General features: G+C 65.1%; 16 protein-coding genes. 6 read left to right on the top strand and 10 right to left on the bottom strand.

The window, feature by feature from the left end:
• Positions 1 to 43: 43 nt before the first annotated feature.
• Genes AC56KW_RS07800 through AC56KW_RS07790 form a run of 3 tightly spaced genes read right to left on the bottom strand, consistent with a single transcriptional unit; the run spans position 44 to position 3185 of the window.
• Positions 44 to 1246 (bottom strand): FAD-dependent oxidoreductase, encoded by a 1203-nt coding sequence (locus AC56KW_RS07800; RefSeq protein WP_497170161.1) that lies wholly within the window; start codon positions 1244 to 1246, stop codon positions 44 to 46.
• On the bottom strand, positions 1243 to 2301 hold the full coding sequence (gene gtdA, locus AC56KW_RS07795) for a gentisate 1,2-dioxygenase (RefSeq protein ID WP_497170160.1): 1059 nt from the start codon (positions 2299 to 2301) through the stop codon (positions 1243 to 1245). The genes AC56KW_RS07800 and gtdA overlap by 4 nt, the downstream gene beginning before the upstream one ends.
• An 8-nt stretch (positions 2302 to 2309) precedes the next feature.
• Complete coding sequence (locus AC56KW_RS07790) at positions 2310 to 3185, bottom strand: fumarylacetoacetate hydrolase family protein (RefSeq protein ID WP_497170159.1); 876 nt, start codon at positions 3183 to 3185, stop codon at positions 2310 to 2312.
• A gap of 345 nt (positions 3186 to 3530) precedes the next feature.
• On the opposite strand from AC56KW_RS07790, the gene AC56KW_RS07785 reads away from it, so the two are divergent.
• Positions 3531 to 6188, top strand: a complete 2658-nt coding sequence (locus AC56KW_RS07785; RefSeq protein WP_497170158.1) for a DNA topoisomerase III — start codon at positions 3531 to 3533, stop codon at positions 6186 to 6188.
• Between the two features lie 128 nt (positions 6189 to 6316).
• Here AC56KW_RS07785 and AC56KW_RS07780 read toward each other — a convergent pair whose 3' ends face one another.
• The 3 genes from AC56KW_RS07780 to AC56KW_RS07770 are packed head-to-tail and all read right to left on the bottom strand — an operon-like array spanning position 6317 to position 11042.
• Positions 6317 to 6523 carry an addiction module protein gene (locus tag AC56KW_RS07780; protein ID WP_497170157.1) on the bottom strand — a complete coding sequence of 69 codons (207 nt, stop codon included), beginning with the start codon at positions 6521 to 6523 and terminating at the stop codon, positions 6317 to 6319.
• A 41-nt stretch (positions 6524 to 6564) separates the two neighbouring features.
• The gene (locus AC56KW_RS07775; RefSeq protein WP_497170156.1) at positions 6565 to 10146 is read right to left on the bottom strand and encodes an ABC transporter permease/M1 family aminopeptidase; all 3582 of its coding nucleotides are present in this window, start codon (positions 10144 to 10146) and stop codon (positions 6565 to 6567) included.
• Positions 10147 to 10148: 2 nt separating this feature from the next.
• Positions 10149 to 11042, bottom strand: coding sequence for an ABC transporter ATP-binding protein (locus AC56KW_RS07770; RefSeq protein WP_497170155.1), 894 nt, complete (start codon positions 11040 to 11042; stop codon positions 10149 to 10151).
• A 237-nt stretch (positions 11043 to 11279) separates the two neighbouring features.
• Between AC56KW_RS07770 and AC56KW_RS07765 the strand changes: the two genes are divergently transcribed.
• On the top strand, positions 11280 to 11756 hold the full coding sequence (locus AC56KW_RS07765) for a hypothetical protein (protein ID WP_497170154.1): 477 nt from the start codon (positions 11280 to 11282) through the stop codon (positions 11754 to 11756).
• A 34-nt stretch (positions 11757 to 11790) separates the two neighbouring features.
• Positions 11791 to 12435 carry a 2-polyprenyl-3-methyl-6-methoxy-1,4-benzoquinone monooxygenase gene (coq7, locus tag AC56KW_RS07760; RefSeq protein ID WP_497170153.1) on the top strand — a complete coding sequence of 215 codons (645 nt, stop codon included), beginning with the start codon at positions 11791 to 11793 and terminating at the stop codon, positions 12433 to 12435.
• A gap of 91 nt (positions 12436 to 12526) precedes the next feature.
• Here the strand turns inward: coq7 and AC56KW_RS07755 are convergent, their stop codons facing one another.
• The 4 genes from AC56KW_RS07755 to AC56KW_RS07740 all read right to left on the bottom strand — a co-directional run bounded on the left by AC56KW_RS07755 (position 12527) and on the right by AC56KW_RS07740 (position 16425).
• Complete coding sequence (locus AC56KW_RS07755) at positions 12527 to 12949, bottom strand: OsmC family protein (RefSeq protein WP_497170152.1); 423 nt, start codon at positions 12947 to 12949, stop codon at positions 12527 to 12529.
• Positions 12950 to 13056: 107 nt separating this feature from the next.
• Entirely contained in the window at positions 13057 to 14241 is a 1185-nt protein-coding gene (locus AC56KW_RS07750) for an ABC transporter permease (RefSeq protein WP_497170151.1), read from the bottom strand.
• A complete protein-coding gene (locus AC56KW_RS07745) occupies positions 14238 to 14969 on the bottom strand; it encodes an ABC transporter ATP-binding protein (RefSeq protein ID WP_497170150.1) in 732 nt (243 codons plus the stop codon). Before AC56KW_RS07745 ends, AC56KW_RS07750 begins: the two co-directional genes overlap by 4 nt.
• 13 nt (positions 14970 to 14982) lie before the next feature.
• A complete protein-coding gene (locus tag AC56KW_RS07740; RefSeq protein WP_497170149.1) occupies positions 14983 to 16425 on the bottom strand; it encodes an alpha/beta fold hydrolase in 1443 nt (480 codons plus the stop codon).
• A 270-nt stretch (positions 16426 to 16695) separates the two neighbouring features.
• Here AC56KW_RS07740 and rplM point away from each other — a divergent pair, with 270 nt between their 5' ends.
• The 3 genes from rplM (at position 16696) to AC56KW_RS07725 (ending at position 18466) form a co-directional block, all read left to right on the top strand.
• Complete coding sequence (gene rplM, locus AC56KW_RS07735) at positions 16696 to 17124, top strand: 50S ribosomal protein L13 (RefSeq protein WP_123069984.1); 429 nt, start codon at positions 16696 to 16698, stop codon at positions 17122 to 17124.
• 9 nt (positions 17125 to 17133) lie between these two features.
• Positions 17134 to 17526 (top strand): 30S ribosomal protein S9, encoded by a 393-nt coding sequence (gene rpsI / locus AC56KW_RS07730; protein WP_005667904.1) that lies wholly within the window; start codon positions 17134 to 17136, stop codon positions 17524 to 17526.
• Positions 17527 to 17731: 205 nt separating this feature from the next.
• Positions 17732 to 18466 (top strand): helix-turn-helix domain-containing protein, encoded by a 735-nt coding sequence (locus AC56KW_RS07725; RefSeq protein WP_497170148.1) that lies wholly within the window; start codon positions 17732 to 17734, stop codon positions 18464 to 18466.
• The last annotated feature ends 42 nt before the right edge of the window (positions 18467 to 18508 follow it).

Genomic DNA, 18508 nt, shown 5'->3' with positions numbered 1-18508 from the left:
TGCCGGACGCTCGGGCGTCTCTTGTGGCAGGCGGTCGGTCCTGCTATTCGATCTCGCTGGCGCGTCGCACGCTGTTGATCATCGACGAGTTGAGCAGGTATTGGCGTGCCTTGACCGGATCGGCGGCGGCCTCGCGCATCTCGTCGAGATGCTGGCGGCGTACGTCAGGATCGCGTTCCTCGAGCAGGCGCTTGTTGCGGATCGTGATCGCCTGCACGTATTCGATATTGGTGAGGCGGCGCTGGCGCACGTAGCGGTCGAGCAGCTCGAGTGGCGCGCCTTCGAACACCGCGCCGAGTTTCCCGGCCAGGTTCACGGCGTCGTGGATGCCGCTGTTCAGGCCCATGCCCCCGAGCGGATTGTTGACGTGCGCCGCATCACCCGCGATCAGCACACGTCCCTCGCGAAAGTCGCTGGCCACGCGCTGGTGCACCCGGTACACGCTGCGGTAGGCAATCTCGTACTCGCGGTCCGGCGCCAGGAAGCCCTGGATCCGGCTTTGCACGAAGCCGTCCGACAGGATCTCTTCCTCGCTCATCTCGGGATCGGTCGGGAAGGCGATACGCCAGATGCCCGGCGGCCCCTTGTGCGGCTGGATGAAGATCGCGCACCACTCGTCCGGATCGGCGATGTAGGCATTGCCGGTGAAGCCCTGCTCGCGCAGGTCGTACGGGGTCGCGAACACCAGGAAGCGCTCGGGCCAGGTGAAGCCTTCGAACTCGACCTTCATCGCCTTGCGCACCGTGCTGCGGGCGCCGTCCGTGCCGACCAGGAAGCTGGCGCGGATCTCGTCCTCGCCGCCAGGCGAGGCCACCGCCACCGTGACGCCCTCGGCGTCCTGGGTGAAGCCGGTGCAGCGGTGGCCGAACAGCAGGCGCACGTTCGGCATGGCGGCCAGGGCGCGCGCGGCGATGGTCGACAGCTTGTGCTGTTCGCAGTGCAGCCTGAAAGGGTGCGGCGTCACGTCGGCCAGCAGGCCCAGGTCGAACTGGGCGACCAGGCCGCTGCGGCGGTCGCGGATCTGCCATTCGGGCACCTTGATGCCCTGTTCGAGCAGGGCCTGGCCCAGGCCGAGGGCGTCCAGCATTTCCACCGTCGGCGGATGGAAGGTGCCGGCGCGCAGGTCTTGCGGGATCGCTTGTTCCGCTTCGAGGACGATCACCTCGATGCCCTGGCGCGCCAGCGCGAGGGCGGTCACCAGCCCGACCGGGCCGGCGCCCGAGATCACTACGGGATGTTTTTTCATGATGCCGTTTCCATGATTGCAGTGCGCTGTTCGCGCCACAGGCCGAGTGCTTCCTGCACCGGCCGATCGGAAAAACTGAAGACCGTCGTCTCGCCGTGCGCCGTGAAGCGGTGCTCGGCCCAGCTCGGGACCACGAACACGTCGTTCGGCTGCGCCGTGAAGCGCAGGTCGCCGATCGCCACGTCGAGCGCGCCGTCGATCACGGCGAACACGGTGCCGGACGAGCAGCGGTAGCCGGCGCCGGAGAAACCGGCCGGCAGCAGCTGGATGAAGGCGCCGATGGTCGGCACCGGATAGCCGCCGGTGACCGGGTTGGCGTAACGCAGCTTGTGCCCATGGCAGGCATCGGGCTCGCCGCCCGCGGCGATGGTGCGCAATGCGGCAAGCGTTTCCGCATAGGGGTAACGAAACAGCGGCGAGGCCGGCGTCGGCGCCACATGGTCGACCGGCAGCAGGTTGCTGCCGAAGCGCGCCTTGCTGTCGCCGCCGCTCTTGCTGAGCGCCGGCGCCAGCTCGGCGTTCTCGGCGAAGCTGGCGTCGAGCAGCGCCACCAGCGGCACGTCCAGGCCGTCGAGCCAGACCATCGGCGCGTCGGTCTCGTTGCCGTGCTCGTGCCAGTGCCAGGCCGGGGTGATGACGAAGTCGCCGCGCTGCATCAGGGTCTTTTCGCCGTCCACGGCGGTGTAGGCGCCTTCGCCTTCCAGGATCAGGCGGATCGCGGCCTGGGTATGGCGGTGCGGCGGCGCGATTTCTCCCGGCAGGATCATCTGCAGGCCGGCGTAGAGCGAGGTCGTGGCCGCGGCCTGGCCGCGCAGGCCGGGATTCTCGAGGATCAGCACGCGGCGGACCGCTTCCTCGGCCGTGATCAGGCGCCCGGCATCGCCCAGGTGCTCGCGCACGGTGCGGTACGACCAGTGCACCGGGCGGCATGCCGACGCCGGGGTCGGCGTCACCAGGCTATGCAGCTGTTCCCACAGCGGCGCCAGGTGCTCGGCGTCGATCCGGGCGTAGAACGCCTGGCGCTCGGCCTGCATCGGGGTAGTGATGGCATCCATGCTCGCCCTCAGTCGCGCACCGCGACGGTCATGGCGCCCAGGCCGGCGATTTCGGCATGCATCACGTCGCCGCCCACGATGGTGTTCACGCCTTCCGGGGTGCCGGTATAGATGATGTCGCCCGGGTACAGCGTATAGGCACGCGAGGCGACTTCGATCAGCTCGGCCACGTCCGAGATCAGGTCGCGGGTATTGGCCTTCTGGCGCGGTTCGCCGTTGACGGTGATCGAAAAGTCGAGCGCGTCCGGATCGGCGATCTCGTCGCGGGTGGTCAGCCATGGACCGAGCACCGAATAGGTGTCGGCCGACTTGCGGTAGCTGCGGTCCTCGGGGCCGCGCACGGTCATGTCCAGGCCGATCGCGTAGCCGGCGATGACGCTGAACGCGTCTTCGCGGCCGACATCCTTGCACGCGCGGCCGATGACGACGGCCAGCTCGACTTCATGGTCGTTGCGGCGGCCCGGGTAGGCGATGCGCACGCCTTCTCCGGCGCCGACGATCGACGACGGCGCCTTCAGGAACACACCGAACTTGGCCACCGGTGAAGCGAAGCCCTCGTAGCCCGGCAGGTGCACGCCGTTGTGGATCTGGCTGTCGGCAGCCGATTCGGCCACGTGCAGCTGGTAGTTCAGCGGGGCCGCGATGATCTTCGAGGGATTGGCCACGGGGCTGAGGAGGGTGACGCTGGACAGCGGCACCGGGGTGGCCGTCGCGCGCGCGGCGCGCAGGGCGTCGGCGAGCCGGTCCAGGTTGGCGATCAGGAGGTCGCCGGGCGCGATCGGCCAGCGCTGGGCCGGCAGTTCCTCGGTGATGGCGGTGACGTCGAACACCTGGTCGCCTTCGACCAGGCCCACACGGTTGTCATTGAATCGACAGATCTTCATTTGCTGCGCTCCTCGCAATCTCGGTTCGGTAATTTGAAGTGCGCTATATTTTCATAACGCGCTCATTTTTGAGTGAAGTCATTATTGTGCCGGGAATTGTGAAAGTCAACGGGAATTTGCGCGACCTGGATCGATCGCGAGAGGTACGACTGGCTGGCGCTGGAGAGGAGGACGGGGCAATCCGGTAAAGACGTGCACTTGCGGTGGGCGCGCCATCGCGCTTATCATTGGCCGCTTGATCGAGACTGTTACTAATCAGACACTACGGCTGGAATTCCACCGGCCCGCCTGTGAGCATGTATGATGCGCAGGCCAAACTATATAGATAGCACCACGAGAAACAATATGACCAAATCCCTCATCATCGCCGAGAAACCGTCGGTCGCGAACGATATCGCGAAGACGCTGGGCGGCTTCACCAAGCACGATGAGTACTTCGAATCGGACGAATACGTCCTCTCGTCCGCCGTCGGCCACCTGCTCGAGATCGCGGTGCCCGAAGAGCACGATGTCAAGCGCGGCAAGTGGAGCTTCACCCACCTGCCGATGATCCCGCCTTATTTCGCGTTGAATCCGATCGCCAAGACCGAGTCGCGTCTCAAGGTGCTCAACAAGCTGATCAAGCGCAAGGACGTCACCACCCTGATCAACGCATGTGACGCGGGCCGCGAAGGAGAACTCATCTTCCGTCTGATCGCCCAGAACGCCAAGGCCAAGCAACCGGTCAAGCGCCTGTGGTTGCAGTCGATGACGGCCAATGCGATCCGCGAAGGCTTCCGCAACCTGCGCAGCGACGACGAAATGCTGCCGCTGGCCGACGCTGCGCGCTGCCGCTCCGAAGCTGATTGGTTGATCGGCATCAATGGTACGCGTGCCATGACCGCCTTCAACTCGAAAGAAGGCGGCTTCTACCTGACGACGGTGGGCAGGGTGCAGACGCCGACCCTGTCGATCGTGGTCGAGCGCGAAGAGAAGATCAAGAAGTTCGTGCCGCGCGACTACTGGGAAGTGCGCGCCGAGTTCGTGTGCGCCGCCGGCGTCTACGAAGGCCGCTGGCTCGACCAGAAATTCAAGAAGGACGAGAACGATCCCGAGAAGCGCGCCGAGCGCCTGTGGAGCAAGGCGGCGGCCGACTCGATCGCCGCCGCCTGCCGCGGCAAGCAGGGCGATGTCACTGAAGAGTCCAAGCCGACGACCTCGATGGCGCCGGCCCTGTTCGACCTGACGAGCCTGCAGCGCGAGGCCAACGGCCGCTTCGGCTTCTCGGCCAAGAATACGCTGGGCCTGGCCCAGGCGCTGTACGAAAAGCACAAGGTGCTGACCTACCCGCGTACCGATTCGCGCCATCTGCCCGAAGACTACATCGGCACCGTGAAGTCGACCATGGAAGCGCTGGCCGAGACCAATAACTACAACCAGTTCGCCAAGCAGGTCTCCAAGAACGGTTGGGTCAAGCCGAACAAGCGCATCTTCGACAACACCAAGATCTCGGACCACTTCGCCATCATCCCGACCGGCGTCGTGCCGAAGAACCTGTCCGAGCCGGAGCAGAAACTGTACGACCTGGTCACGCGCCGCTTCCTGGCGGTGTTCTTCCCGGCAGCCGAGTTCCTGGTCACCACCCGCTATACCGAAGTCTCGGGCCACCAGTTCAAGACCGAGGGCAAGGTCATGACCAATCCCGGCTGGCTGGCGGTGTACGGCAAGGACCTGGGCGACGACAAGGACGGCGCCAACCTGGTGCCGGTGGCCAAGGGCGAGAAAGTACTCACCGACAAGATCACGGCCAACGGCCTGGTCACCAAGCCGCCGGCGCGCTACAACGAAGCGACGCTGCTGTCGGCGATGGAAGGCGCGGGCAAGCTGGTCGACTCCGACGAGCTGCGCGATGCGATGGCCGGCAAGGGCCTGGGAACGCCGGCCACGCGCGCGGCCATCATCGAGGGCCTCTTGACCGAGAAATACCTGCTGCGGGAGGGGCGTGAACTGATGCCGACCGCGAAGGCGTTCCAGCTGATGACCCTGCTGCGCGGCCTCGGCGTGAACGAACTCACGGCGCCGGAGCTGACCGGCGAATGGGAGTTCAAGCTGTCGCAAATGGAGAAGGGCAAGATCTCGCGTGAAGAATTCATGCGCGAGATCCAGCAGATGACCCAGATCATCGTCAAGCGCGCCAAGGAATACGACAACGACACGATTCCCGGCGAGTACGCGACCCTGGTCAACCCGTGCCCGAACTGCGCCGGGGTGGTCAAGGAAAACTACCGCCGTTTCGCCTGCACCAAGTGCGACTTCTCCATGAGCAAGACCCCGGGCAGCCGCCAGTTCGAGATCGAGGAAGTCGAAGAGCTCCTCAAGAACCGCACCATCGGACCACTGCAAGGCTTCCGCTCGAAGATGGGGCGTCCGTTTGCCGCCATCCTGCGCATCGTACGTGACGAAGAGATCAAGAACTTCAAGCTCGAGTTTGACTTCGGTCAGGATGAAGAAGGCGAAGAAGGCGAAGGCGTCGACTTCAGCGGCCAGACCCCGGTCGGTCCTTGCCCGAAGTGCACGGGTGGCGTGTACGAGATGCCGCTTGCCTATGTTTGCGAGCACAGCGTGGCCAAACCGAAGACGTGTGACTTCCGCAGCGGACGCATCATCCTGCAGCAGGAAATCGCGCCTGAACAAATGGCCAAGCTCCTCAACGACGGCAAGACCGACCTGCTGCCGGGCTTTGTTTCGCAGCGTACGCGACGCGCCTTCAAGGCATTCCTGGTGCGCGGCAAGGACAACAAGATCAGCTTCGAGTTCGAGGAGCGCAAGGCCAAGCCGGGCGCGAAAGGCAAGGCGGGCGCCGATGAGGCAGGTGCAGGCGTCGACGGCGCCGACGGCGCGGCAGCGCCGGTGAAGGCGGCCGCGCGCAAGGCGCCGGCCAAAGCGGCAGCCAAGCCGGCGGCGAAGAAAGCGCTTGCGAAGAAGGCCCCTGCCAAGAAAGCGAGCGTGGCGGCGAAGAAATAAGCGGCGCAGGCGTGGATGGTTCCGCCATCCACGCCACGTTGCAGATGCTCGAACGAATAGCTCGAACGCATAAAAAAACCGCGGCGCGCCGCGGTTTTTTTTATGCGAACATCACTGATGCAGGATGCTTATTCTTGCCATTCCTTGAGCGCGCTGATCGCAGCCTCGCCGTTGCGAATCGCTTTCACACGGCGCACCACTTCATTGCGCCATGCCTCATCGGCATCCTCTTCGGGGCCGTCGATATCCTGCAGCAGCAATTGCATTATTTCCTGTTTTTCAGCCGGACTCAGGAATTTGAGTCGTTCGGCGATTTCCGCTACGGCGTCAGACATAGTGTTCTCTCCGTTAATTTGTGCTGATAATAACGCGAGAATTATTGATTGTCGACTGGCAGCATATTGTCATTTGGTCTCCGATCGATCAATTTATTGTCAGGATCGATGCCGGCGCGGCCCGGCATGGCATCCACCACCAGCGTGAGCTGCTGGCCGGCCTGGGTCACCAACCGCCGCTCGCGCGCCAGGGGATTGCCGTTGCGGTCATCCACGCCGAATTCGATGTAATCGTGCAGCGGCATCGGCTGTTCCTCGCCCTGCTCGGTCAACTTGAGCTTGCCGGCATGGGCATCGATCGTGACTTCGAACCTGCCGTCGGGCCGGCGCCGCGCGACGGCGCCGGCCGCCCGGTTTTCATAGAACACGACCGACTCGAACAGGTCGTCGATCAGATAGGCCTTGTCCTTGGGCGCGACCGCCCGCAGGCCGTCGACCAGGCTCGAGGCGGTCGGGTAGGGCGCCCCCTGGTAGGCATGCCGCTGCAGCAGGCCGCGCAGCACGCCATTGATCACGTCTTCGCCCAGCATGTCCTGCAGCAGGTGCATCGCGAGGGCGCCCTTGCGGTAGTGGATGTAGCGCTGGTTGTCGTTGTGCGCCAGCGGCAGTTCCTTGTCCTGCTCCTGGGGGCGGCCCATCAGGTAGGCGTCCAGGTCATAGCGCAGGAAGCGGCGCATCTTGTCCGGCCCGAAGGCGCGCTTCATGACCATCAGCGCCGTGTATTCGGACAGGCTTTCCGACAGCAGCGTCGAACCGCGCGTGTCGGCGCCGACCAGCTGGTGGCCCCACCACTGGTGCGCGGTCTCGTGGGCGCTGATGTAGAACGGGTAGTCGATGTCCTTGGTCGAGCCGGGATCGACGCGCGCGATGAAGCCGGCGCTTTCCGAGAACGGGATCAGGCCCGGGAAGGCTTGCGCATAGCGGCCATAGCGCGGGAACTCGACGATGCGCAGTTCGCGCAGCGGATAGCGCCCATAGTTGCGCGCGCCGTAGTCCAGGCCCGCTTGGGCGCCGCGGACCATGCGCTCGACGTTGAACTCGTGGCCCGGCTGGTAATAGACATCGATCGTCACGTCCTGCCAGCGGTCGTGGCGCACCTCGTAGCGCGCCGACTGGAAGGCGTAGAAGTTCAGCATCGGCCGGTCCATCTTGTACCTGAAATGGCGCCGTCCGCCCTCACTCCATTCGCGCACCAGCGTGCCGGGCGCGATCGCGACCTGGTCGAGGCTGGTGCTGACGGTGGCTTCGAAGCCGATCCAGTCGGCGTCGACCCCCAGTGCATGGTTGGCGCGGCCGGCCGGGTCGTCGCGCGGCGGCAGCGGCGCGCGCGGCGCCAGGTCGTGGCGGCGGCGGTCGCGCGCGTCGCGCAGTTCGACCCACGGCTGGTAGCCGATGCGCGGCATGACCTCGTTGGTGAAGAAGGTGCCGTTGCCGACCACCGGCGTGTCGCTGCCCAGGCCCAGCAGGCCGCGCGGCGCGTAGCCGACCGTGAAGTCGAGATCCAGGCGCGCGCCCGGGGCCAGCGGCGTGGCCAGGCGGTAGTGATGGAAGCCGAGGTCGGGTTCGCACGCGACGCTTGTCGCCGGCTGGCCGAAGCGCGTGGTGAGCGCCGCGCCGCGCTGCTGGTACAGCACGATGTCGCGGATCGGCGCGCCGCTGCGGTTCTCGAGCACGTAGCGGCCCTTGACCTGCAGGACGCGCTGCTCGGGACGGATGGCCGCATCGAGCTTCACGTCGACGATGCGTGGCTGCGCCAGTCTGGCGAAGCCGTGGTAGCGCTTCTCGTATTCGGCGCGCAGCGCCTCGCTGCGCCAGTTGGTCAGGTAGCCGCCCTGGACCAGTTCCCAGGCCAGGAAGGCGCCAGTGCCCGCGAATACCGCCAGCCCCAGGCCGAAACAGGCCAGCACGGCCGGGGTCAGGTTGCGGCGCGCCAGGCGCAGGCGCTCGCGCCAGGTATCGTCGACGCCGCGCGGCCATAGTGCGCGCGCCAGCGCCAGCAGCATCAGGGCCGCGCCGCTCCAGTACAGCAGGTAGAAACGGTCACGCAACAGGTAGTGGCCGAAGCCGTTCAGCGCCGAGTAGGTCAGCTCGGGCGAGACCGCGTACAGCAGCAGCGGATGGTTCTGGCCCGTTCCGGTCAACAGGATCGCCGCCACGACCAGGGTGGTCATCAGGAAGTTGGCCAGGTATTTGTGGTTGACGATGACCTGCACCGCGATCGCCAGCACCGCGATCAGCGCGTAGTTCGGCAGCAGGATGGTCAACAGCGTATGCAGGTAGAGGCCGGGCTCGAGCTGGAAATAGCCCTTGAACAGCTGGATCAGCATGCCGGTGACCATGGCCAGCAGCAGCAGCAGCGCCTGCAGGCCCACCAGGGCCAGGGTCTTGCCGGCCAGCGGCAGCCAGCTCGGCACCGGCAGCGCATCGAACATCTGGGCCACGCGCGTCTCGCGCTCGCGCCAGACCAGTTCACCGGCATAGAAGATCGTGGTGGCCAGCATGAACAGCCCGAAGACTTCGCGGATCAGTTCGAGCATCATGTAGGTCACCGGATAGGTGGCGGTGCCGTAGATCGCATCGAGGTCGAGCGCGCTGGCGCCGAGAGCCAGCACGGCGGCGGTGGCCAGCGCCAGGAAGTAGACGTTGCGGGTCATTTCGCGCAGCTCGCCCCTGGCCGACTTGAGCAGCAGCAGGGTCAGGCTGCGCGCCGCGAAATCGGGCGCCGCGGTGGTGTCGCGCGCCGCCTGCGACAGTTCGACCGGGGTCTCGGCCGGGCCCTTGCGACGGGAACGCGCCTGCACCTCGGCCTCGCCGATGAAATGGAAGCGCCAGTAGCCGAGCAGCAGCGCCAGCAGCGCGAGGCCGCACCATAGCAGGCGGTTGATCAGGTATACGTCCTGCAGGTCGACCGGGTTCAGGTTGCGCTCGGCCAGCGGCCAGTATTCGGTCAGCAGCAGCAGGGCGGTGGTGCCGAAGGGATCGATCAGCGAGGCCAGGGTCTTGAAATCGAGGTCGCGCGCCAGCGAAGGCGCGACGGTATAGCCGATGGTCATGACCACGCTGGCCACATACACCGGCAGCATGCGCCGCGTCAGCGCGGCCAGTACGAAGAAGATCGCGCCGAAGATGAACAGGTTGGGCAGCAGCGTGAACAGGTAGGGCTTGATCCAGGCCGACAGCGGCGCGCCACCGAGGCGGTCGGGCGCGATGCCGGGAATGAAGGTGCCGAGCCACAGTCCCAGCACGATGCTGGAAAAGATCACCGCCAGCGTCGCGAAGGCGCCGAGGAAGCGGCCGAACACGTAGTCGGCCTTGCTCAATGGGGCGCTGAAGAAGAAGTGCTGCATGCCGTGCTCGAAATCCTGCTGCACCGCGCGACCCATCACCGCCGCCGCGACCACCACCCCCAGGCTGCCGAGCAGCGCCACGGCGATCGCGATCTGGCGCGGCGCGTCGATCAGGACCCGGCTGCCGAAGCTGACCGTCAGGTCGCGGAACACCCCGCCCGAGGCGGCCATCCAGGTCATGCCGAGCGCCAGGAACAGGGCGAAATACACCCAGGTCGACAGCCGCCTGAGACGCTGGCTCGCCTCGAAGCGGGCGATGACGAACAGCGCGCGCACCGTCAGCAGTTCCCGGCGGCCGGGTTGTGGCGGCCGGCGATGGTGGCGAAATACACATCTTCCAGGCTGGCGCGGGCCGGTTCGAAGCCGTCGCCCGGGTCGTCCTCGGAATACACATGGATCAGGGTGCGCCCGCTGAGCAGGCGGGTCGAGATCACGCTGTAGCGCGATTGGTAAGCGGGCAGTTCGGCCTTGGTGACGAAACGGGCCCAGATGAAGTCCTCGATCCCGTAGATCAGCTCTTGCGGCTCGCCGCACAGCAGCACCTGCCCTTTGTTGATAATCGCCATATTCGCGCACAGGTCGGCCACGTCGGACACGATATGGGTCGACAGCAGCACGGTGCGCTCTTCGCCGATGTCCGACAGCAGATTATGGAAGCGCACCCGTTCCTGCGGGTCGAGGCCGGCGGTGGGCTCGTCGACGATGATCAGGCTCGGGTCGCCCAGGAGGGCCTGGGCGATGCCGAAGCGCTGGCGCATGCCGCCCGAGAAGCCGCCCAGGCGCTGGTCGCGCACTTCCCACAGGTTCGTTTGCTGCAGCAGACCATCGACTACTTCCTGGCGGCGCGCCTTGTGCGACAGGCCCTTGAGCTGGGCGAAATGGTCAAGCAGTTCGTGCGCGGTCACCTTCGGGTAGACGCCGAAATCCTGCGGCAGGTAGCCCAGCATGCGGCGCACCGCATCCTTTTCGTCGAGCACGTCGATATCGTCCAGGAACACCGAGCCGGAATCGCATTCCTGCAAGGTGGCCAGGATCCGCATCAACGTCGATTTGCCCGCGCCATTGGGGCCGAGCAGCCCGAACATCCCGGCTGGGATGTTGAGCGTGACACGGTCCAGCGCGACCACGCCATTGGCATAGGTCTTGGACAAATTGCGGATCTTTAATTGCATGACGACTCCTGGCTGCAGCCCCGTACGTCTTTACGTCGGGCAAAAACACTTTTTCACACTGGCATTGTATTCAATCGGCACGGCCGCGACGGGCACGGTGCGACACACGGTCCAAACAGGGACCCAGGCTGCATTATCCGGTGACAGGATGCATGATGGTTTTCTTTCTATAAATTTCTTGCAACAGTGGGGACATACCTGCGGCCCACGCCGGCGCAAAGCATGGATAATGGGCGCATGGACCCAGTCACCCAAGAAAAACTCCTGATCCTGATGCGCGAGGCGCGCAGTCGCGCCGAATCGACCGACTGGTTTCGCGTCGCGCTGGGCCTGGTCTACCTGGCCGGCCTGATGACCAAGGAAACGATCGATTTCAAGACCGTCGACCGCGAGTTCAACCGCTTCATCTATCACACGCTGGGCAAGGGCCACACCATCACCAGCGTGCTGCAGTTCATGAGCGGCGCGAAGGTGATGCCGACGGTGGAGTCGGAACGTTTCCTCGATGCATTCAAACGCCACTGCCCGGGCGTGCCCCTGGTCTCGGTGCCTTTCCTGCTCGAGCTGAACCTGGGCGTGGCCAAGAACATCTCGGGACTGGAACCGGAAGGCCCGCTGGCCGAATGGATCGCGCGCAAAAAGAAAGAGCAGGGCCAGAAGCAAGAGGGGGCCACGGGGCAGGCGCACTCTGGGGCGCAGGCCGAAGGCATATAATGGACGCTTCAGCGACCACCAGATCGAGCACACCATGATTGCGAACCGTTTCATCAGCCCCCTGGACCAACTGATCGTCGGCGTCGACAAGGCCTTGCGCGTCGTGGGCGGCGTGGCCGCCATGTCGCGTCCGAACCCGGGCGCGCACGCCATCGACAGTGAATTGAGCGACGCCGAGCGCCGCCACAGCGCGGGCCTGATGCGGGTGAACCACGTGGGCGAGGTGTGCGCGCAGGCGCTCTACGATTCGCAGGCCAATTTCGCGCACACGCAAGAAGTGCGCACCCAGTTCGAGCACGCTGCGCGCGAAGAAGAAGACCACCTGGCCTGGTGCGCGCAGCGCCTGACCGAACTCGGATCGCAGCCGAGCGTATTGAATCCGCTGTGGTATGCCGGCGCCTATGTGATGGGCAGCGTGGCGGCCCGGATCGGCGATCCGGTCAGCCTGGGCTTCGTGGTCGAGACCGAGCGCCAGGTCGAGGCGCACCTGAACAGCCACCTCGAGCTGCTGCCACAGCAGGATGCCAAGTCGCGCGCCATCGTCGACCAGATGCGTGTCGACGAGATCGCGCACGCCAATGCGGCGCAGGCCGCGGGCGCGGCGCCGCTGCCGCTGCCGGTCAGGGTGGCGATGCGGGCGATGGCGAAGGTCATGACCACCACCGCGTACCGGATCTGATTGATTTATCCGCGCTCGGCCGGCCTGTACGCGGCACATCGCCCGCCAGCCATCACCGCGTGGACGGCATGGCCGTCCACGCCACCCATTGTCAGACCTCGACGATCTCGAACGAGTGCGTGATCTCGGCCGTCTTGGCCAGCATGATCGACGCCGAGCAGTACTTGTCGTGCGACAGGTTGACCGCGCGCTCCACCGCCGCCTGCTTGAGGTTGCGGCCGCTGACGGTGAAGTGGAAGTTGATCTTGGTGAACACCTTGGGATCGGTGTCGGCGCGTTCAGCCTGCAAGGTCACGTCGCAGCCACGCACGTCCTCGCGGCTGCGCTTGAGGATCAGGACCACGTCGTAGGCGGTGCAGCCGCCGGTGCCGACCAGGACCATCTCCATCGGACGCGGCGCCAGGTTATGGCCGCCGCCGTCCGGCGCACCATCCATCGCCACCATGTGGCCGCTGCCCGTCTCGGCCCGGAAACTCATGCCCGATGGGCCGTTCCAGCTGACTTTCACTTCCATGCGATTCTCCGTGTTGCGCTGAGGCGTAATTAAGGTCTTCGATTGTACGGCAGCCGCCGCCTTCGCGTGCAAGGCAGCGGCTGCATCGCCCGCATCCGGGATCTGCCTCACACGCCCAGCACGTACTTCTCGCTCTTCATGCGCCAGCTCGCGAACGCCACGACCAGCAGCGCCGGGATCAGGGAGCACAGGAAGGTCAGCACGAAGGGAGCAGCGCCGATGTCGCCGGTCTTGGCCAGTTCCTTGACCAGGGTCTGGTTCGACAGCATCGGCACCAGGTACATCCACTGCGCCGTCTTGAGTTCCATGAACGAGACCACGAAGCCCGGGATCAGGGGAGCGATCATGACCAGGCTGATCGTGGTCTGCGCTTCCTTGAACGTCTTGGCGTTCATCGCCAGCGCCACGTACAGGGCGGCAGAGAGCAGCGACAGCGGCACGCTGGCCAGGCACACCAGCACCAGGCCGCCCCAGCCCAGGTTCCACGACATGCCGATTTCTTCCAGCGGCAGCCACTTGAGCACCGCATGGCCCAGCATCAGCACGACGGTGACGCCGACCACGGCCAGGATGCTGGAGGCGAGCCATTTTCCGCCCACCAGCTCCCAGCTGTGCGCCGGCTGCGCCATCAGCACCTCGAGCGAGCGCCGTTCGCGTTCGCCGGCGGTGCTGTCGACGGCCGACGACATGTTGAGGATGAAGGCCGGGAAGAACAGGAAGCCGATCAGGCCGCCGATGAACATGGCCGAGCGCGAGGCGTTGGTGCCGGTGTCCCAGCGCTGCAGCTGGATCGGCGCCAGCGTGGCGGGCGACACGCCATGCGCCAGCAGGCGCGCGCTGGCGATGTTGTTGCCATACGCCTGCAGGATCTCGTCAATCTCACGCCGTTGCGGCCCGCTTTCGGCCGACGAATCGAACCACATCTCGATGCGCGCCGGCCGCATCGCCTGGTAGTTGTCGGTGAAGTCGTCCGACAGGCGCAGCACCGCCGAGATCTTCTTGCCGCGCAGGACTTCGGCGATGGCGTCCTCGGTCATCGGCCCGGACTCGTTGACCGTCACGTTGCGCTCGCGCAGCTGGGCGACCAGGGTCGGCGCCTTGGCCGCGCCGATCACGGTCAGGTGGATGCCTTCGCGCTCGGTGCGGGTGCTCTTGTCGATCACCTGCTGCAAGGTGAGGCCGATCAGGAAGGGATAGAACAGCACCATCAGCACCAGGAAGCCGAAAGTGCGTTTTTCGCGCAGGGTCTCGCGCAGCTCTTTCAGGAATACGACACGGATCTTGGACTTCATGCGATACCTTCCTCGGTGCCGACCAGGCTCACGAAAGCGTCTTCCAGGTCGGCGATGCCGGTGCGCCGGCACAGCTCCTGGGGCGAACCCTGGGCCACGGTATGGCCCTTGGCGATGACGATCACGTCTTCGCACAGGTGGATCACTTCCTGCATCACGTGGGTGGCCATGATCACGCAGCAGCCATCCGCGCGCAGGGCGTTCAGTGCGGTGCGCAGCGCGCGCGTGCTCATCACGTCCAGGCCGCGGCTCGGTTCGTCGAGCAGCAGGTGGCGCGGGCGGTGCAGCAGGGTGCGCGCCAGCGCCACCTTGATGCGCTGGCCCTGCGAAAAGCCCTTGGTCTGGCGCTCGAGGATGTCGTCCATGCCGAGCAGGTCGGACACCTCACCGATGCGGGTGCGCAGGCCAGCGCTGTCCATGCCGTTCAATTCGCCGAAATAATTCAGGTATTCGCGCGTCGTGAGGCGCTCGTACAGCCCGAACTGGTCGGTCAGAAAACCGATATTGCGGCGCACCGCCAGCGGGTCCTTCTCGGGATCGACGCCGCCGATCGAGATGGTGCCGTGGTCGCGCCTGAGCAGGCCGACCAGGGTGCGCAGCAGCGTGGTCTTGCCGGCGCCGTTGGGCCCCAGCAGCGCGGTGATCTGGCCGTCGCGCGCGGTGAAGGAAACGCCGCCCAGCGCCTGGACGGCGCCGAACTGCTTGCGTACATCGTGGACTTCGATCATGGTGTTTCCAGATTCAGGGTTGCGGCCCGGCGCTGCCGAGCTGGAAGGTGGGAGCCGGCACCTCGGCCATGCAGGCGGCATCGAGCTTGTCCTGCGGGCGGTCGAGGAAGGTGCGCAGCAGGCGCGGCGCGCAGCCGAGCTGCGAGACGCCGTGGCCGGCATTGGCCACCACGACGTGCTGTGCGCGCGCCATCGACTTGGCCGCGGTCTCGGCGCGGTGCGGCGGCGTGACCGGATCGAGGGCGCCCGACAGCAGCAGGGCTGGCGCCTCGATGCGCGAAGGCGCTACGTACGGCACCGCCGGCACCTTGATGTCCTGGCACAGCTTCGGGATCATCTCGGCCAGCGGCTTGGCGATCACGGCGGCGTCGGACTGCATCAGCGCCGGCGTGAAGCGCGGCACGTCTTCGGCGCACACGACGGCAAAGTGCAGCAGCATCGACATGCTGGCGTCGTTGCCGAAGTCGCCGGCCAGGTTCTGGCGTGCGACGAAAGGCTGCCAGCGGCCGCGGCTCGCGCTGTGGATCAGGAAGGGCAGGCGGCGCGCGTCGGCCGGCGAATACAGGATGTTGTGTACGGTGCCCAGGAAGCGCTGCGAACTCATGATGAATTCGGTCTGCTCGGCGGTGCGCGGATTCGGCAGCGACAGGCGCACATCGCCCGCTTCGACCTTCGTGACCAGCGCATCGAATTCGGCGCGCAGGTTCGGATACGCCTTGCTGCAGCCGGCGTCCCTGGCGCAGGCGGCGAACAGGCCGTCGAGCGCGGCCTGGCCGTCGCGGCCGCCGGCCGGGATCACCTGGTCGGGCGCGGCCACGCCGTCCAGCACCAGGCTGCGCACGCTGTTCGGATAGGCGCGCGCATAGGCCTGGCCCAGGCGCGTGCCATACGAGCCGCCCCACAGGTTCACCTGCTGGTAGCCCAGCGCGCGCCGCACCTGTTCCAGGTCGCGCGCGGCGGCTGCCGTGGTGAAGGCGGCGAGCGGCTGCTTGTTGGCGGCGATGCAGGCGCGCAGCTCGGCCATGAGCTCCTGGTCGGTCATGCGCTCATGTTCAGGTTTGCTCTCGCAATCGAGCTTTCCCGACAGGCCTGTGCCGCGCTGGTCGATGAAGACGATGTCGCGGGTGGCGCGCACGCGCTCGAAAGCCGCCTTGAGCAGAAGCAGCACGTCGCTGCCGGCCTGGCCGGGGCCGCCGGCCAGCACGAACAAGGGATCGCTGCGCGTGCCCTGGCGGTAGGCCGGGGCGACCGTCACGTGCAGTTTGAGGGGCGCGCCTTGCGGCTTGGCGTAGTCGAGCGGGACGTCGACGATAACGCAGCGCAGGGCTTCGACCACGCCGGGCAAATGGCAGCTGCGTTCGGACTTGCTTGGTGCTGGGGTTGTGGCGGCGGGCTGGGCGCTGGCGAGGCCGGCAGCCAGGAACAGGATTGCGGACAGCATCTTGGATCTCTTCACAACTTCTCCTCAGGTTGCAACGATGATAAGTTCGCGCTGTTTCCCTGGTCAACTGATTGTTTCAACTACGCATCAAGGCATGCGGCCTGGGTAGTTGCGCGGATACAGGATTGCGCAAGTAAGGGAGCGAGATCGATGGGGATTGACGCCGGTGGCGAAGGTGCAGTATGATTGCCGGCTTTCCGTTTGCTCAGGAAAGACAATAAGGACGAGTCCGCTGAAGCTTTGTGCGGAACCACCATTTGAGCAATTTTTTCTTTTGGATTAAACATGAAAACTTTTTCCGCTAAGGGCCACGAAGTCCAGCGCGACTGGTTTGTCATCGACGCGACGGACCTGGTCCTCGGACGTGTTGCCAGCGAAGTGGCACTCCGACTGCGCGGCAAGCACAAGCCAGAGTTCACCCCGCACGTTGACACCGGTGACTTCATCGTCGTGATCAACGCCGGCAAACTGCGCGTGACCGGCACCAAGGCCACCGCGAAAACGTACTACCGTCACTCGGGCTACCCAGGCGGTATCTACGAAACCAACTTCCTGAAAATGCAACAGCGTTTCCCAGGTCGCGCACTCGAGAAGGCTGTCAAGGGCATGCTGCCTAAGGGCCCACTCGGCTACGCCATGATCAAGAAGCTGAAAGTGTACGCGGAAGGTTCGCACCCGCACGCTGCTCAGCAACCACAAGCACTGACCCTCTAAGGAACTGACATGATCGGTAACTACAACTACGGCACCGGCCGTCGCAAGAGTGCAGTCGCTCGCGTGTTCATCAAAGCTGGCACCGGCCAGATCATCGTGAACGGTAAACCGGCATCGGAATACTTCTCGCGTGAAACCGGCCTGATGGTGATCCGTCAGCCGCTGGAACTGACCGGCAACGTCGAGCGTTTCGACATCAAGGTCAACGTGCACGGCGGCGGTGAGTCGGGCCAGGCTGGCGCCGTCCGTCACGGCATCACCCGCGCACTGATCGACTACGACGCAGGCCTCAAGGGCGACCTGGCACGTGCCGGTTTCGTCACCCGTGACGCCCGTGAAGTCGAGCGTAAGAAAGTTGGTCTGCGCAAAGCACGTCGCGCAAAGCAATTCTCGAAGCGTTAATCGTCTTCCCCAGTGCCTTCGGGCACTGTCCGGAAAAGCCGTCCGCCGCAAGGTTGGGCGGCTTTTTTGCGTTTTGCGCGGATGGCGTGGTGATCTGTTGCAGGTTCTGAAAAATATTCAGCGTTATTCGCGCCTATTCATCTTCCAAGTCGTGCATGAATGTCCAAGAATACGAGCAATCTCTTGATAAACAGGAAAGGTTGCCATGAATTTTGGAGAACGTCTGAAGCAGGTCAGGACCGAGAAAGGGTTGACCCAGCCGCAGTTTGCCCAGATGGCGGGCGTCGAACAGTCGTATCTGTCCAAACTGGAAAACGATAAGTCGGTTCCGTCCGCCGACATGTTTACGACCATCCTGGCCGGCCTGGAAATGGACGAGGCAGCCTTTCTGAAACCGCTGGACCGGGAGGTGCTGACAGCGACGCTCAACCACATTCCCGCCGTGACGCGGTATACGGCGCAAGCGGCGCGCGTGCAGTCGATGCGATCGAAACGGTGGATCTATGGTTCGGCGTTGGCCTGGATCCTCTGCTTTGCGATGATGCTGGCCGCCGATAGCGGCATCTTCTTGTCGAACTCGCACTACACCTACCGCTCGCCGGGCGTGATCCGGGCCGGCGAGGCCGAGAACGTATTCGACAATCACGCCAACATTCTCGGCCTGAAGGTAGGGGCCGGTATCATCACCGTCCAGGAAATGTCGAAGCAGCTTGCCGAGTTCCAGGCCACGCGCGTTCGGCCGCAGACCATCGTGCTTGCGGACCATCGCGGTGGGGCCTATGTCGAAGCGGTGGACGGCGGCCAGCGCCGCTTTACGCTCGAGCAAACCAAGCGGGTCGACGCGATGGGTAATCGCATCCTGCAATTCCTTGGTGCGGTTGTCATCATGTCCGGCTTCGTGGGGTTGTTCCTCGAGTGGCGGCTGCGCCCTCTCGCATGACCCTGTCGCCGGCAACAGGCCCTGACCGGCGGGCGGTGCGCG

The sequence above is a fragment of the Telluria sp. RT2P19 genome (assembly GCF_059685725.1).
Note: the sequence above shows the minus strand (reverse complement) of the source record. Positions and strands in the feature narration are given on the sequence as shown.